Genomic DNA, 15,985 nt, shown 5'->3' on the forward strand with positions numbered 1-15,985 from the left:
TGCTCCTTAGAGACGGGGCACGTGCGTGCCCGGGGGGAGGGAAAGGGACTACAGGTTGCGCTTCACGTCAGTCAGGCTGTCGACGAACCTGCCGTCGAGCCCGGCCATGTCGTCGACGATCGCCGCGGCGAGCACCAGGTCCTGCTCGGGTGAGCCGATGGACTTGTAGAGCGTCGTGCCGGCCGACGGAGAGCCCGGAGCCTCGATGAAGTCACCGAGGAGGCGCACCCGCGAGCGGTCGAGACCGACGCCGGCAGCCGCGATCGCGTCCCCGGACTCCTTCAGGACGTCCCAGGTGTCGACGACGACCACGGCGGCACCGGCGAGCACCTCGCCCGGGAGCTCGCGCTGGTCGGGCATGGTGGAGCCGATGGACAGCACCAGCGGGACCCCGGCGAGGTCCTCGGGCGCCACGACCACCGACGACGAGCCGGTGCCGAGGTAGACGACGTCCGCGCCGCTGGCCGCCGAGGCGGCGTCCGGGGCGGGCAGCACCGGGATGCCGAGCTCAGCGCTCATCTGCTCGGCGAAGTCCGTGCGGTTCACCTCGCGCCGACTCGTCACGTGGGCCGCCTTGACCGGCAGGGCTGCCACCAGCGCACGCAGTCCGGCCCGGGCCTCGGCGCCCGACCCGATCACGCCCACCGTCAGCGGGTGTACGGCGTCCCCGAAGTACGCCGTCGCGGCGGCGGTGGCGCTGGCGGAGGTTCGCAGCGTGGTGATCATCGAGGCGTCGAGGATGCCGATCGGCCTGCCGTCGTCGGTCGAGAAGAGGTGGAGGACGTAGCGCAGCATCCCGCCCGGGGAGTAGTGGAACTCCTTGTAGCCGAAGATCCCGAGGGGCGGCAGCGAGGCTCCGAGGACCCGCATCCAACCGCCCGGCAGGGCGAGGTTGAGCCGCTTCGTCTTCGACGCCGGGTGACGCCGTACGTCGGCCGCCTGCCGCGCCGCGGTCAGCGCCAGCGCGGGCGTGCCGTGACGCAGCACCTCCTCCGCGCTGACGACCCGGATCCGGGTGATGTCCTGCTCGATCATGCGCCGCACCGGCCACGGAAGAACTCGGTGTCGGGCTCGTCGGTGACGTCGAGGCCGCTGGCGACCGCGGCGGCCCGCAGCGTGCGCATCTGTCGGTCGAGGAGCCGGGTGTGCGGCGGGCGCACCGGACCGCCGTTGAAGCCCTGCAGCCAGCCCTGGTACTTCCACAGCATCCGGTGCACGAACACCGTTCCGCTGTTGGCCTCCTTCATCAGCCCGCCGCTCGCCTGCCGCGCCGGGTGGATGCGCCAGTAGATCTCCATCGCCTCGTCGTAGCGCTCCGGGTCCTGGAGCATCTCGAAGTAGCGCGGCACCTCGGCGCCGAAGTACTCGTAGTTGGAGGTGCCCATCCACGGCATCCCGTACGACGTGGTCCACGCCGGGGAGTTCATCTCCAGTGGGTCCGCCACGACGACGTCGTCGGCGAACTTGCGGAAGACCTCGGAGATCCCGGCGACACCGGGCTCGGCGACCTCGTTCTTGATGGCGACGATATTCGGCACTCCGTCGACCAGCCGACGCAGCCAGTCCACCGCGAAGCCCGAGGGGTGCAGCCGCTCGAAGTTCCACAGGTTCATCGCGAAGACGATGAGGCCGAGGTGGCTGGCGTCGGCGAGCGCCTTCGTGTAGGCCACGACCTCGTCGCCGCTCTGCGGGTAGAAGCCGAGCGGGTAGGAGGGCATGACCAGGTCGACGCCGGCATCGGCGGAGCGCTTGATCAGCTCGATGTTGGCATCGACGGTCGGCTCGGCGGCCTGGAGGATGGTGAGGGCGTCACCGCTCTCCGCCACACAGATCTCGACGAAGCGGTCGAACTCTGCCGCGGTCGTCCCGCACTCCGCCACGATCAGGAAGCCGCTGAAGCCGAGCTCGAGCTCGCGGTGGATGTCGTGGACGATCGCCGCCTCGTTGAGGCCGGACATGTCGGCGGTGAACGAGGGCATCACGCACCCGGTCACGCCCCGCAGGTTCTGGCGGGCCCATGCGCGCGCCTCTGCGGCGTTGTCGTAGCTGGCCACGAGGGCCTCCGTTCTCTGGGGGTTCTGATGCGGGCGCCCCGCGAGGCGCCGGTCGATGGTCGGTGGTCGGGCGGTGTCGGCCACGGATCAAGCGATCGACAGGCCGCCGTCGGGGCGGACGACGTGACCGGTCAGGCCGACGCTCTGACGGGTGAGGAGGTACAGGTAGTGCGGGACGAGGTCCTCGGGTGCGAGGGAGGTGCCGAGCGGGTTCAACGCGCGGATCTCGACGAGCGCCTTGTCGACGTCGTCGTACACGGGCGCGAGCCCGGCCTCCCCCTGCGGGTCGCCGTCGGCACGTACACGGCTCAGGGGCGTGACGACGCCGCCGGGAGCGACCGCGTTGACCCGCACCTCCGGAGCGAGCTGCGCAGCCAGGGAACGCACGACGCCGAGCCCCGCGTGCTTGGACGCGGCGTACGCGATGCCGGCGCCGTTGCCGGAGACGACGTAGGTCGCGTCGGAGAGCGTGAACACCATGACCCCGCCGGACGCGGTGACCGCGGGCGCCGCGGCGCAGGCGCCGACGATGTAGCCGACGACGTTGACGTCCAGAACGCGGCGGGCGAGGTCGCGCAGCGTGGCCGGGTCGGCGTCCTGGACGCGCACCCCGCCGTCGTGCACGCCGGCGTTGCCGACGAAGCCATGGAGGGCGCCGAACTCGCTCAGCGCGAGGTCGACCGCCGCGGTGTTCGCCTCGGGGTCGGTCACATCGCCCACCACCCGTAGTCGCCGGCCCGGCAGATCTGCTTGGTCCGCCTCGTCCTCGGTGGACAGCGGCACCCGGTCCAGCTCGACCACGTGGCATCCGCGGGCGCGCAGGTCCTTCGACAGGGCTGCGCCGATGCCGGTTGCCGCTCCGGTCAGGAGCACGGCACGGCCGGTGAGCTCGGACAGATCGGCCTCAAACACGCGCGCTCCTCACAAGATGGGATACATTATCCGTTATGCGAACATCATGTTCACGTAGGGACCGATCGACTGTCAAGCGGCCCGCCGCGTTCACTGTCGCCGAGCGTCCAGCCAGCTGAGATGCGCGCAGCAGCCCACGGCGACGCGGTGACGTCGGGCCGGCTGAGGCAGCGAGAAGCCGGAGCGGGACCACGGGTGTTCGACCAGCTGCTCTCGACGCGACTACCCTGTCCGAAAAGCGGGCAGCCCGGGCCCGCGAACGCGGAACAGGACGCCAACGATGAGTGAGAGTAACTCCACGCCGCGCGGCCAGGCGGTGAAGTCGCTGTCGCGCAGCACACTGGTGATGCGCGTGCTGGCCGACCGCCCCATGCGTCCGGCCGAGCTCTCCCGCGAGCTCGACAAGCCCTGGGCCACGATCTACCGGACCATCCGTGTCCTCACCGAGGAAGGGATGTTGCAGCGCGATCCCGACACCGGGGAGTACTCGATCGGCCCGATGATGTGGGCGATGGCGACGTCCTACCTGCGCGACCACCCCGTGCTCGGCGTGGGCCTCGGGCACCTCGAGCAGGCGCTGCCGCACGTCCCCGGTCTCCTGAAGGTCACCGAGCGCAGCGGGCACAACGCCGTCACCTTGTTCGCCGAGCAGAACCCGCAGGCGGGGGCCGTCACCCGGATCCGCGAGCAGTACCGCCTGCCCCTGCACTGCGCGTCGTTCGGCATCGTGCTGCTCGCCCACTCCCCCGACGAGTTCGTCGAGGAGTACCTCGCCGGTCCGCTCCCTGCCGTCAGCCCGCGGACCATCACCGACCCGAAGGTGCTGCGCACGCGCATCTCCGAGGTGCGCGACCAGGGCCACGCCGCCTCGCGCGCGGAGCTCCAGGACGACAACGGCTCCCTCTCGGTGCCGATCCGCCGCAAGGACGGCGCGGTGGTCGCCGCCCTGACGAGCGTCCTCCCCCTGCCGGTGTTCGACGACGCCGCCGACCAGTCCCTCCACCTCACGAGGCTGAGCGACACCGCCACCCGCATCTCCGAGGCTCTGGGCTGGCGGGGCACCTACGCCTGAGACGGAGGTGACCCGGGCGTCGGGGCTCACGTGCGCGCAGGCTGGGTCGCTCCGAGGTCCGCTATCAGGGCGCGCACGTCGGCGGCTCTCGCACCGTCCTCCCACGCTCGACGCAGACGCACGCTGATCTTCGGCGCCCCGAACGTGACCCCGCCGGTGAAGCGCTCGCCGGCGGCGTACAGGGCCACCGGCCGCTGCCCGTCCGGGCCGTCGCACCACACGATCTCGGTGGAGTCACCGGGCCCACGCCGGCCGACCATCTGGATCTTGATGCCGTGCTGGTCCGACCAGAAGTACGGCGCCCGCTCGTGGGCCTGGAGGTCGTCGGGATGCACGATGTTGTGCGCCACCAACTGGGCCTGCTGGAACGCGTGCGTCCAGTGCTCCACCCGGCGCGACGTCCCCGTGCGGACGTCGTACCAGCGCGCGACGTCGCCGATGGCATAGACGTCCGGCACGCCGCTCACGCGGGAGAACTCGTCGGTCACGACGCCGTCGTCGACTGGGATCCCGGAGCCGGCCAGCCACTCGGTGTTGGGCACGCACCCGATCCCCACCGTCACCGCGGCGACCGACAGGACGCGGCCGTCGCCCAGCTCGACCTCCGAGAGCCCACTCGGCCCCCGCCGCAGCGCGACCACCCCGGTGCCGGAGATCACCTCGACGCCGTGCTCGGCGTGGATCCCGGCCAAGTGGGCGCCGACCTCGTCGCCGAGCACGCGGGAGAAGGGAGTCGGCAGGGCCTCGACGATAGAGGTCGGCACGCCGAGGCCGGCTGCCGTGGAGGCCACCTCCGCGCCGATGAAGCCGCCGCCGACCACGACCAGACCGCCCCCGGAGTCCAGCGCCCGGCGCAGGGATCCGACGTCGGCCAGGTCGCGCACCGTGTGCAACGGGACCGACCGCGGCGCCGCGAGCGTTCGGGGCCGCACCCCGGTCGCCACCACCAGGGCGTCGTAGTCGAGCGTCGTGCCGTCCACGAGCGACAGCTGCCGGTCGCGTACGTCGACGCCGCCTGCCGCCACACCGAGCCGAAGCTCGATGTCCGCGTCCGCGAGCTCGCCGGGTGGCGCCAGGGAGATGTCCGCGACCGACCACTCCCCCGACAGCAGCTGCTTGGACAGCGGTGGCTTGTCGTAAGGCTGCTCGCTCTCGGCGCCGACCACCACGACGCTCCCCCCGAAGCCCGCGGCGCGCAGGCCCTGGGCCGTGCGGACACCACCCACCGAGGAGCCGACCACGACGACGCGGTCGGGGACGGTGCTCATAGCGCGTCCCCCTCGCCCTCGGTCCGGCTCGGCTCGCGGTGCAGGACGTTCCCGGGGTCCGTCGCGAAAGCCACGATCTGCGCCAGCTCCGACTCCGAGAGCATCGTGAGCGCCTCGAGCACGGTCGCGTCGATCAGGCCCATCGACTCGACGCGGCCCGCGCTGATCCGCAGGCGCGTGCCGCGCCCGTGCGGGACGAGTGCCAAGGTGACCGCGGCGAACTCGTTGTGGACCCGCCACTTCTCCGCCTCTGCCGGCGCCGCGTCGTGGGCCGTCATCAGAAGATCGAGCTCAGCTGGGAGTCATTCGGGTGCTCGGTGTCGATGTGCACGACGCGCTCGCACAGGAGCAGCCGGCCGTCGTGACGCTCGATCCGGTCGACCCTTCCGGCAGTGGCGATGACCGGGGCCTCGGGCAGGCGGGAGCGCAGCACCATCACGTTGGTCCGCGCCCGCCAGGCCCGTCCGGGATCGAGCTCGTCGACCCGCAGGTTCGACACGAAGTGACGGACGAACGCCGCCGGACGCTCCGCCCAGGCGAAGTCGGAGTCGAGACGCTGGAACCGCATCGAGAGGAAGCTCTTCGACTCGTTGGCGAACTCCAGCACCGCGTCGTACTGCCCCTGGGCGGGCTCGTCGCGCGCAACCGGCACTGGCATCCGGTAGCTGAAGTCGTCGTACAGCAGGTCCAGCCACTCGGCCTGGCGGTGGGTGTCGAGGAGGTCCGCTTCGGTGAAGAGGAACTGCTCGATCTCGTGGTGCAGCTCCACGCTGACGCCGCTCATCCCTCGACTCCCATCTGCTCGAGGTAGCGCCGGACGAGGTTGCGCTGGTTGGCCTCCGTCAGGTCCTGGCGCACGATCCGCCCGGGGCCCGTCCACGGCGGTGTCGCCCGCTCGGCGACGTCGATGCCCAGCTCGTAGTTGAACGGCTCGACGCCGGCGACCGCGTCACCCAGGCCCGCGTCGATCCTCCGGAAGTTCTCGAGGTCGTCGGCCTCGAAGAACGACGCCGCACCGTGCTGCCGCGTCGAGTAGAGATAGGACCTGCTCTTCCACTCCGGGCTGGCGTCGCGAGGCACCAGCGTCCAGTACGTCACGCGGTGGTGGTGCGGGTCGATCGGCGTGATCTGGCGCAGCTGCGTGAAGGCCACCGCGCCATCGGCGTCCGCGCCGAAGTACAACGGCGCCGTCGTGATGAACAGGAGGTTCGGGTAGACCATCCCGTGGATCACCGTGCTCCGTTCGCGGAACCTGCGGTGCTGCTCGTCGGCGTCGATCGACTCCAGCAGCGCGTCCTCGTAGCCGAGGACGGCCTCCGGAACGCCCTCGTCGGCCAGGTATTGCGCCCGCAGCGAGTGGCCGTTCGGGACGTTGACCACGAACCCGTCGACGGCACCCGCCTGGGTGCCCATCACCCCCAGGTCGAACATCGTCTTGTGCGCGTTCTTCAGGTGATAGCCGTCGCCCGCGAAGTTCTCGACGTGGATCTTCCAGTTGCCCCGGACGTCGACGGTGTGCGCGCCGCCGTGCACCTCGAGCCCACCGGAGAACAGCTCGAACAAGCCGCGCAGATACCAGGCCATGTCGCCGAGGCTCTCGACCAGGTCGGGCGCGTCCTGCGCCCAGGTCGCGAAGACCAGGCCGCAGAAGGTCCCCACCCGTGCCTTGCGCAGGCCCAGCCGCCCCGGGTCGAAGGAGGGCCCGTAGAGCGAGCGGCGCCCCGGAACGCCCTTGAGATCGCCGTCCGCGCCGAAGACCCAGCCGTGGTAGCCGCACCGGAAGGTCGTGGTGTTGCCGTAGGAGAGCTTGCATACCTCCGTGCCTCGGTGGGTGCAGGAGTTCAACATCACGTGGATCGCGCCGTCCTCCGTGCGGGACATGATCACCGGGTTCGCTCCCATGGAGCGGGTGACGTAGTCCCCGGCCGCCGGAACCTCGGACTCGTGGCCGATGAAGACCCAACTCTCGCCGTACACGGTGGCGAACTCGCGCTCGAGGGCCTCGCCGTCGCGGTAGTGGGACCGCGGGATGCTGGCCGATGGATCGGTGGTCATGTGAGGGATCCTCTCCACAGAAGTCAGGGGTACGACGCCGGGTGGGCGGTGCGGGTCCGCAGATCAGTCGACGGTGCCGAGGGCACGCGCCGGACAGCTCAGGACGGCGGCACGGGCCTCCTGCTCGAGACCGGTGGGGACCTCCTCGTCGCCGGCGAGCCGGACGTAGCCGAGGTCGTCCAGGTCGAAGACGCCGGGGGCCTCGTCGGCGCAGTTGCCGTAGGCCTGGCACGTGGGGCGATCGATGGTGACCTTCACTGCTGCTTCGCTCCTCAGACATGGGTGAACCGATGGGCTCGGACTCTAAGCATGACCCTCGGCAACGCGGAAGGTCGAGACAGAAAGATTCCTTTGTAAGGAATTTGAGCGAGTGCGCCCTACTATTCGGCCATGCCGAAGGATCACGAGTCAGCCGTTCCGCCCGTCAGCTCCACCAAGAACACGCTGCGTGTGCTCATGCTCTTGGAGGACCACCCCTCGCTGCGCGTGGTGGACGTCTCGAAGGAGCTCGGCGTGGCCGGCTCGACCGCCCATCGGCTGCTGACCTCGCTCAAGGACGAGGGGTTCCTGCGGCAGCCGCCGGGCTCCCGTCTCTACGTGGCAGGCCCCCAGATCCTCCGCCTCGCCCGACACTTCAGCGACCAGAACTCGCTGGAGCGCGTGGCGCACGTGCACCTGGAGCGTCTGTGCAAGCAGGTCAACGAGGCCGTCAACCTTCAGGTCCTCGTCGGCCACGAGGTGCTGTGCCTCGACTCGGTGGTCGAGGACCGCCACGGCCTGCAGGTGCGCAGCATCCGTGGCCAACGGGTGTCGGCATCGGTCTCCGCGGCGGGCAAGGTGCTGCTGGCCGCCCTCAAGCCCTCCGACCTCGAGGAGTCGCTGGCCCAGGACCCGCGGCACCCGGATCCCGATTGGGCGGCGACGGTACACGCCGAGCTCGCCACGATCCGCGAGTTCGGCTACGCGACCAACATGGGCGAGCGCGAGCCGGGGGTCCACGCCGTCGCCGTCCCTGTCAACGACACGAGCGGGAGGCCGATCGCCGCGCTCGCCGTCGCCGCACCCTCCGTCCGTCTCCCGCACATCCGCGTCAACGGTCTGATCAACCACCTGCGCACCGCTAGCGCGGCGATCGCCCTGGACTATTACGGCTCTGCCTGATTGATTCGGCTAGAAGGAATGTTTGAGCAGATCGTTCCTCCTCAGCCGACGGTCTGATTACTGTGCCCGGCACATCGAGAGTTGGGCAGGCCGTCCCGTCGGGACGTCGGAGGCCGCCCCTCAGCAGCCGGAGGCGAGCCGCGCGTGACCACATCGTCGAACACCCGCACCACCGATCTGCCCGTGGACACGGCGGAGTTGCGGACGGAGCGGGACGCAGGGCGGGCGGCTGCCGGGATCACCGCCCGGCTGCAGCGCTACGCCCTCCTGATCGCACTGATCGCCCTGATCGCCCTGTTCTCCGCCCTGCGGCCGGACACCTTCTTCACCGGCGACAATCTCACGACCATCCTGAGCATCCAGGCCACCGCCGCACTGCTCGCCCTCGGGGTCACCCTCGTGCTGATCATCGGAGAGTTCGACCTCTCCGTCGCCGCCGTCATGGGGATGTCGGCGAGCGTCATCGCCTACCTGACCGCCGAACAGTCGATCTCGCCCCTCGTGGCCTGCTTGATCGCGGTGGCCCTGGCCGCCGTGGTCGGCCTGGTCAACGCGGCGCTCGTCGTCGGCGCCGGCCTCAACTCGTTCATCGTCACCCTCGCCGTCGGGACGCTCGTCCAGGGCCTGGCCATCGGGATCGCCGGCTCCGTCACGATCGGCGGTCTGCCCACCTCGCTGACCTACCCCTTCCAGAGCCGCTTCCTCGGCGTCCAGGCCGCCTTCTTCTTCATGCTGCTCATCGCCGTCGCGCTCTACCTCGTCGTCGGCCGGATGCCCGTCGGGCGCAGCATGTTCTTCACCGGGAACGCGCGCGCGGCCGCCGAGCTCGCCGGCGTCCGCACCGCCCGCGTCCGGATCGCCGTGATGACGACCACCGGCGTCCTCGCCGGCCTCGCCGGTGTCATGTTCGTCGGCCAGACCGGCGCCGCCAGCCCGTCGATCGCCGATCCTTACCTGCTGCCGGCGTACGCCGCGGGCTTCCTCGGCGCAACCGCGTTCACCCCCGGCCGGTTCAACGTATGGGGGTCGGTCTGGGCCGTCTACCTCCTCGCCGTCGGCACCACTGGCTTCCAGTTCCTCGGTCTCGACAACTGGGTCATCAACGTCTTCAACGGCGGCGTGCTCGTCCTCGCCGTCGGTCTCAGCCGCTTCTTCGCCCGCAAGTCCCGAGGCTGAGCGCGCCGCGCCCCACGACCCGTCTCGGAAACCGCGCCCCACCGAAGGAAAGAGAACCATGTCCCACCGCCACCTCCGCGCGCTCGCCGCGCTCACCAGCGCCGCACTCCTCGCGCTCACCGCGTGCTCGGCCCCCGAGAGCGCGGAGTCCTCGGCCAGCCGGGACGATGCGAAGTCCGACATCGCGCTCGAGATGAACGAGCTCATCGAGCAGCATTCCGCGACGCCCGCCTTCGAGGCACCCGGGCCAGCCGTCGACGCCGCCTCCCTCGCCGGCAAGACCATTGCGATCGTCGCGATCGACCTCCGGGTGCCGACGATCGCCGACGTGGCCGCCAACGCCCAGGAGGCGGCGAAGATGCTCGGAATCAAGACCACCGTCTTCGACGCCAAGAGCCAGGCGACCCTGATGCAGCAGGGAATGCAGCAGGCCATCGACAACCGGGCAGACGCGATCATCAGTGACGGCCTGGTGATGCAGGTCGTCGCGGGACAGATCAAGAACGCCAAGAACAAGGGCATTCCCACGATCGACGTGGTCAACAGCCCGCCCGTCGCCGACGTTCCCGGCCAGGGCTCCGACCCGAACATCTTCGGCAACGTGTCCCCCGACGCCGACCTCGGCGGACGCCTCATGGCCGCCGCAGCCATCGCCACGACCGACGGGGACGCCCACGTCCAGGTGATGAACACCTCCGAGCTGACCGCGGCCGCTGCGATCGTCGGCTCGATCGAGAGCGCCGTCGAGGAGTGCGACACCTGCGAGCTCGCCGAGACGACCGACACCGCCCTCAACGACTGGTCCACCCAGATTCCTGGACTCGTCGCGACGCAGATCCGCAGCAACCCCGGCGTCAACTTCATCTTGCCGATCTACGACGCGATGGGCATCTTCGCCACCACCGGCGTGCAGCAGGCCGCCGCCACTGGCAAGGTGCGCATCGTCTCGCAGGATGGCAGCCCCGCTGCGCTCGCCCTCGTCAAGCAGGGCGACGTGTTCGTCGCCGACGTCGCCAAGAGCTCCGCGTGGGCCGCATGGGCGGCCGTCGACCAGGCCATGCGCGGGATGCTCGACATGGAGCCCGCCAACCCCGTCCTGCCCATCCGGTACGTCGACGCAGCCGCCCTGAAGGACGTCGACACGTCGACCTCCGCGTCGGTGGACGCCGCGCTCTTCGGCCCGGGCTACCGGGACGGCTACAAGGAGCTGTGGGGGCTGTCCTGACATGGGATCGACGATCACGCCCGCCGCGTCGGCCCTCCGGATCACCGGCCTGAGCAAGGCATTCGGCTCCACCCGCGCCGTCCAGGACGTCACCTTCACGGTCGCCACGGGCGAGGTGCACGCACTGCTCGGCCACAACGGCTCGGGCAAGTCCACCCTGGTGAAGATGATCAGCGGACTGGTCCGGCCCGATGCTGGCCATGTCGAGGTCGGAGCAGGCGACGCCCCGTCGGCCGGACCGCCCAGGATCGGCGTCGTCCACCAGGACCTCGCCCTGTGCGGCGACGCCACCGTGCTCGAGAACTGTTGCATGGGTGAGATCGCCGCCCGGCGCGGACCGTTCATCGACTGGGAGCGGGAGCGACGCACGCTGCGGCCGATCCTCGACTCGCTCGCCGCCGACTTCCGGCCCGACACGATGGTTCGCGACCTCTCCCCCGCCAACCAGGCGGTGGTTGCGATCGCCCGCGCGCTCAAGCGGGGGGCCTCGGGCGCGCCGCTCGACCTCCTGGTGCTCGACGAGGCGACCGCCCGCCTGCGCGGCGCGGACGCCGAGAAGGTGCTCGCGACCGCGCGCCGGGTCGCGGCCCAGGGCGGCGGCGTGCTGCTCGTCACCCATCACATGTCCGAGGTCCTCGGGGCCGCGGACCGTGCGACCGTGCTGGCCGGCGGGGCAGTCGTCGCGACGGTGGATGTCGCCGACACCACCGAGGAGGACCTGCTGCGCATGGTCAGCGGGCGTGAGGTGAGCGCGATGCGTCGTACCGCCGCCGGGGCGCGGATGACGGGCGAGGAGCCGCGCCTCGTGCTCGAGAGGGTCTCGGGGGAGCACATCCACGACCTGTCGCTGGAGGTCCGGCCGGGGGAGGTCCTCGGGATCACCGGCGCCACCGGCGCCGGGTTCGAGGAGATCCCCTACCTGGTCAGCCGGCCCGACCGGTGCCGCACCGGGTCCGTGCTCGTCGACGGCGTCCGTCTGCGAGGACGCACCTACGCCGACGGACGACGCAACGGGGTCGGCGTCGTCCCCGCCGACCGGCTTCTCAACGGCGTGTACGTCGCGGCGTCGGTGCGGGAGAACCTGTCACCCGTCGTCCGGCGGACCAGTCGCGTCCTCGGCCTGGTCGGCAACGCCAAGGAGCGCGCATGGGCGAGCCGGACCGCGGAGGCCTTCCAGATTCGCATGGCCGGACCGGAGATCCCCGTCGGCGCGCTCAGCGGTGGCAACCAGCAGAAGGTGCTGCTGGCGCGGGTGCTGGAGGACCGGCCGAAGGTGCTGATCCTCCACGAGCCCACGCAGGGAGTGGACGAGCCCACCCGCCGGTCGCTGATCGAGATCGTCCGTGAGGCCGCCACGGCGGGAACCGCCGTCCTGTACGTGTCCTGCGACGTCGACGAGGTCGCCGGTGCCGCCGACCGGGTGCTCGTCGTACGGGAGGGCCGAGGGGTGCACGAGACGCCCGGCGGCCTCGACCACGCCGACGAGATCTACGCGGCGAGCTACCTCACCGGGACCCCGGCGCCGTGAGCGTGCTGGTCAGTGGAGCCGAGGCCGTGCTGTGGGACGGTCCTTCGGCCGACAGCCTGCTGGTCGAGGACGGGGTCGTAACGGCGGTCGGCACCGGCCTCACCGCGGGTCCAGGAACGACGGTCGTCGACGCGCGCGGCGCGGTCGTCGTCCCGGGACTGGTCAACGCCCACCACCACATGTTCCAGTCACTGACGCGGGTCCGCGGCCAGGACCGGCCGCTGTTCGGCTGGCTCGCCGAGTTGTGGCCGCTCTTCAGCAAGCACGACGGTGCCTGGCAGGAGGCGGCGACCGCGGTCGCCGTCGCCGAGCTCCTGCTCTCCGGGTGCACCACCAGCGTCGACCACCACTACCTCGCGCCCACCCCCGGCGCCCCCGACCCCGTCGACGCCCAGGTCGCCGCCGCCCGCCGGCTCGGCATCCGCCTGGTCAGCGCTGTCGGCAGCATGGACGTCGACGACGCACACGGCGGACTCGCCCCCGCTGCCCTCTGCGAGAACTCCGAGCAGTACCTCGCCCGGTTGAGCGAGCTCGCCGACCGGCACCACGACCCCGATCCGTCGAGCCTGACCCGCGTCGCCGCCGCTCCGTGCCATCCGCTCGCCGTCACCGCCGACCTGGTCCGCGGAGCCCACGAGATCGCGCGGACGCGGGGTCTCGGGTTCCACACGCACCTGGCGGAGGCACGTGACGAGGAGGCCGCGACCGTCCGGGCCACCGGCCTGCGCCCCCTCGACCTCCTCGCCGAGCTCGGTGTCCTCGGCCCCGGCACCTGGCTGGCGCACTGCGTCCACCTCTCCGACGACGACATCGCGACTCTTGCCGCCACCGGCACCGCCGTCGCGCTGTGCCCCAGCTCGAACCTGCGGCTCGGCTCCGGCATCGCCCGGGTGCGTGACCTGGTCGACGCCGGGGTCACCGTCGGCCTCGGCGTCGACGGCGCCGCGTCCAACGACGGCGGCAGCGCCCTCGCCGAGGCCCGTCAGCTGCTCCTGGTGTCGCGGGCCGGTGGCGTCGAGCAGGGCCTCACCGCCCGCGAGGCGCTGCAGGTGGCCACCGCCGGCGGCGCCCGTGCCCTCGGCCGAACCGACCTCGGCACGATCGCTCTCGGCGCCCGCGCCGACCTCGCCGTCTTCGACGTCACAGGCCTCCACGCCGTCGGGACCGAGGCCGACCCCCTCGCCGGCCTGCTCCTCTCCCCGCCCGCGACCGCTCGTCACGTCCTGGTCGAGGGACAGGCCGTCGTTCGCGACCACGCTCTCGTGCACGCCGACCCCATGGAGCTGGCCGCACAGGCTAGAACCGCCATCGCCCGATCGCGGATCACCACGCACACGCCGGGTTAGCTGCGATGCCCAGCCAGGTTGTCCAACCTGGCACTAGGGCCCCCGGCGCTCGCTGACGAGGTCGGCTCGGCTCTGCCGGTCCGCGCCCCGACCGGCGCATCGAGATCAGGGCAGGGCGATGAGCACCTTGGTCGACTCGCTGATCGCTCCGCTGGCCCGCTGCGAAGAGCCCACCGGCCGCAACCTGTCGTAGCTGGAAGACAGGGTCGACTAGGAAGGAGTGCCCACGATGTCCTTCGCACGAGCCGTCAGAGACGCCCGGTCCACCTTCCCGCTGCCGGATCGCGGGAAGGTGTCGATCACCACGGCGTACTTCGGGATCTTGAAGCCGGCCAGCGTGCCGCGGATCCAGGCGAGGACCTCGTCGGGATCGAGCGTCGCACCCGCGGCCGGCTGCAGGAACGCGAGGCCCACCTCGGCGAACCGCTCATGCGGAACAGGCGCCACGATCACATCGGCAACGGCCGCGTGGGCACGGAGCGCGCTCTCGACCTCCTCGATCGAGATGTTCTCCCCACCGGACTTGATCATCAGCTTCGCACGGCCGCAGTAGTCGAGCCTGCCGTCCGGACACAGGCGTCCGAGATCCCCGGTGCGGAGGAAGCCGTCGGCGGTGAAGGCCCGCGCCGTCGCATCGGGGTTCTGGTAGTAGCCCAGCATCACCGAGTGCTCCCCCTGGACCACGATCTCCCCGATGTCCCCGAGACTCACGGGGCGCCCGGAATCAGGATCGCGGATGTCGACCGTGAGCCCCTCCTGAGGACGACCGATGTGATCGATCCGCTCCTGGATCGGATCGGCGAGATCGCCGACGCAGACATTGGGCGAGCACTCGGTCAACCCGAAGACGTTCGATACCTCGCAACCGAGCGACCGCGCGACGCGCGTGAACAGATCCGCGTCGGCCGCCGTCGACAGCAGACGCAGTGACGACACGGTCTCGCCGGTGGACTCCGCGTGCAGGACCAGGTCCCGGGCTGCCGCGTCGATCACCGGGGCGACCGTGACGGCGTGCGCCCGCATCGTCTCCAGTCCCGCGCCCAGCTGCCAGCCCCGCATCAGGACCGTGGCCGCACCGGAAGTGACCGCCGCCATGAACGAGAAGACCGATCCCCCGCAGTGGAACAGCGGGTTGGCCACCAGTACGACGTCGTGCTCGGTCATCTGCCAGGCCCGACCCAGTCCCCAGCCGTTGCGCACCAGGCCGGCGTTGGTGAGCATCGCGCCCTTCGGGAAGCCCGTCGATCCCGAGGTGTACTGGATCATGCCCAGCGCACGACCGTCCTCCCGCACGGGCACCGTGTCCTCGTCGTAGAGGTCGGTCAGCGCGACGGCGCCCGCGACGGGTGTGCCGTCGAGGACGGCACACCCTCGAAGGTGCACGCCCTCCCCCGCCGTCAGCCGACCGATCGCCTCGGCCCCGAGGCTCCCGGTACCGTCCTCCCAGATCAGGTGGGTCACGTCGCCCTGACGCAGCACGTAGCCGACCTCGGGCTCCGTGAACCGGGTGTTGAGCGGCACCAGGACCGCACCGATCCTGGCCACCGCGAACCACACGTGCAGCCATTCGACACGGTTCGCCATCGAGATCGCGACGTGGTCGCCCTCACCGACACCCCAGCGGGCCAGGCCCGCGGCCAGCCGCTCGGCGTCCGCCGCGATCTCCGCGAACGTGAAGGTCCGCTCGCCGTCGCGGACCTGGATCGGCGACCCGGCCCGCGCCAGGTCGCCGACAAGGGTCGTCAGGGACGTGGGAACCGAGGCCGCGTCAGGAAAGAGCGGCATCGTCCAGCTTCTCCGCCAGCTCCGCGAACCACTCCTCGATCACTGCCAGCTTGGTCGCCACGGGGAAGACGGTCGCGACTCCGGCCTCCTTCAGGTCAGGGATCTCCCGGTGCAGGATGGTGCCGCCCATCACGACCGGCGTGTCCAGGCCGGCCTCCCGCAACGCCGCGACCACCGAACGGGCAACGCTCGCGTGGGTCCCGGAGAGCACCGATACGCCGACGACGTCGGCGTCCTCGTGCGCCGCCGCCCGCGCGATGCCCTCGGGGGTCTGCCGGCGCCCCATGTAGATCACCTCGTGGCCCGCGTCGCGCAGAGTGCGCGCGATGACCTTGATGCCGCGGTCGTGCCCGTCCATGCCGACCTTCGTCAGCAGGATCCTCAGCTTCGGCGTCGTCGCCAT

The 15,985-nt window shown here is 70.9% G+C and carries 16 protein-coding genes; 6 read left to right on the plus strand and 10 right to left on the minus strand.

From position 1 onward, the window contains the following. Positions 1 to 48: 48 nt before the first annotated feature. From RB608_RS16405 to RB608_RS16415, 3 genes are all read right to left on the minus strand, one after another. Positions 49 to 1,035, minus strand: a complete 987-nt coding sequence (locus RB608_RS16405) for an ornithine cyclodeaminase (protein ID WP_308089114.1) — start codon at positions 1,033 to 1,035, stop codon at positions 49 to 51. Then, positions 1,032 to 2,054: a dihydrodipicolinate synthase family protein gene (locus tag RB608_RS16410; protein WP_308089115.1), complete on the minus strand. Its 1,023-nt coding sequence runs from the start codon at positions 2,052 to 2,054 to the stop codon at positions 1,032 to 1,034. Before RB608_RS16410 ends, RB608_RS16405 begins: the two co-directional genes overlap by 4 nt. Before the next feature lie 87 nt (positions 2,055 to 2,141). Then, a complete protein-coding gene (locus RB608_RS16415; protein WP_308089116.1) occupies positions 2,142 to 2,966 on the minus strand; it encodes an SDR family oxidoreductase in 825 nt (274 codons plus the stop codon). 280 nt (positions 2,967 to 3,246) lie between these two features. On the opposite strand from RB608_RS16415, the gene RB608_RS16420 reads away from it, so the two are divergent. After that, a complete protein-coding gene (locus RB608_RS16420; protein WP_308089117.1) occupies positions 3,247 to 4,038 on the plus strand; it encodes an IclR family transcriptional regulator in 792 nt (263 codons plus the stop codon). 26 nt (positions 4,039 to 4,064) lie between these two features. Here RB608_RS16420 and RB608_RS16425 read toward each other — a convergent pair whose 3' ends face one another. From RB608_RS16425 to RB608_RS16445, 5 genes are all read right to left on the minus strand, one after another. Beyond that, entirely contained in the window at positions 4,065 to 5,306 is a 1,242-nt protein-coding gene (locus RB608_RS16425; RefSeq protein ID WP_308089118.1) for an FAD-dependent oxidoreductase, read from the minus strand. Continuing rightward, on the minus strand, positions 5,303 to 5,584 hold the full coding sequence (locus RB608_RS16430) for a hypothetical protein (protein WP_308089119.1): 282 nt from the start codon (positions 5,582 to 5,584) through the stop codon (positions 5,303 to 5,305). The genes RB608_RS16425 and RB608_RS16430 overlap by 4 nt, the downstream gene beginning before the upstream one ends. Then, positions 5,584 to 6,090 (minus strand): aromatic-ring-hydroxylating dioxygenase subunit beta, encoded by a 507-nt coding sequence (locus RB608_RS16435; protein WP_308089120.1) that lies wholly within the window; start codon positions 6,088 to 6,090, stop codon positions 5,584 to 5,586. Before RB608_RS16435 ends, RB608_RS16430 begins: the two co-directional genes overlap by 1 nt. Continuing rightward, positions 6,087 to 7,361, minus strand: coding sequence for an aromatic ring-hydroxylating dioxygenase subunit alpha (locus tag RB608_RS16440; protein WP_308089121.1), 1,275 nt, complete (start codon positions 7,359 to 7,361; stop codon positions 6,087 to 6,089). The genes RB608_RS16435 and RB608_RS16440 overlap by 4 nt, the downstream gene beginning before the upstream one ends. A 63-nt stretch (positions 7,362 to 7,424) precedes the next feature. Beyond that, positions 7,425 to 7,619 (minus strand): ferredoxin, encoded by a 195-nt coding sequence (locus tag RB608_RS16445; RefSeq protein ID WP_308089122.1) that lies wholly within the window; start codon positions 7,617 to 7,619, stop codon positions 7,425 to 7,427. Between the two features lie 132 nt (positions 7,620 to 7,751). Between RB608_RS16445 and RB608_RS16450 the strand changes: the two genes are divergently transcribed. From RB608_RS16450 to RB608_RS16470, 5 genes are all read left to right on the plus strand, one after another. After that, on the plus strand, positions 7,752 to 8,522 hold the full coding sequence (locus tag RB608_RS16450) for an IclR family transcriptional regulator (protein WP_308089123.1): 771 nt from the start codon (positions 7,752 to 7,754) through the stop codon (positions 8,520 to 8,522). A gap of 144 nt (positions 8,523 to 8,666) precedes the next feature. Continuing rightward, on the plus strand, positions 8,667 to 9,698 hold the full coding sequence (locus RB608_RS16455) for an ABC transporter permease (protein WP_308089124.1): 1,032 nt from the start codon (positions 8,667 to 8,669) through the stop codon (positions 9,696 to 9,698). 58 nt (positions 9,699 to 9,756) lie between these two features. Further along, positions 9,757 to 10,923 (plus strand): substrate-binding domain-containing protein, encoded by a 1,167-nt coding sequence (locus RB608_RS16460; protein ID WP_308089125.1) that lies wholly within the window; start codon positions 9,757 to 9,759, stop codon positions 10,921 to 10,923. A gap of 1 nt (position 10,924) precedes the next feature. Further along, positions 10,925 to 12,451, plus strand: a complete 1,527-nt coding sequence (locus tag RB608_RS16465) for a sugar ABC transporter ATP-binding protein (RefSeq protein WP_308089126.1) — start codon at positions 10,925 to 10,927, stop codon at positions 12,449 to 12,451. Then, positions 12,448 to 13,797 (plus strand): amidohydrolase family protein, encoded by a 1,350-nt coding sequence (locus RB608_RS16470; RefSeq protein WP_308089127.1) that lies wholly within the window; start codon positions 12,448 to 12,450, stop codon positions 13,795 to 13,797. Before RB608_RS16465 ends, RB608_RS16470 begins: the two co-directional genes overlap by 4 nt. 210 nt (positions 13,798 to 14,007) lie before the next feature. On the opposite strand, the gene RB608_RS16475 is transcribed toward RB608_RS16470, so the two are convergent. Beyond that, entirely contained in the window at positions 14,008 to 15,582 is a 1,575-nt protein-coding gene (locus RB608_RS16475) for a class I adenylate-forming enzyme family protein (protein ID WP_308089128.1), read from the minus strand. Next, positions 15,566 to 15,985: a cobalamin-dependent protein gene (locus RB608_RS16480; protein WP_308089129.1), complete on the minus strand. Its 420-nt coding sequence runs from the start codon at positions 15,983 to 15,985 to the stop codon at positions 15,566 to 15,568. Before RB608_RS16480 ends, RB608_RS16475 begins: the two co-directional genes overlap by 17 nt.

The organism is Nocardioides sp. LHD-245 (assembly GCF_030929495.1).
Taxonomy (GTDB): domain Bacteria; phylum Actinomycetota; class Actinomycetes; order Propionibacteriales; family Nocardioidaceae; genus Nocardioides.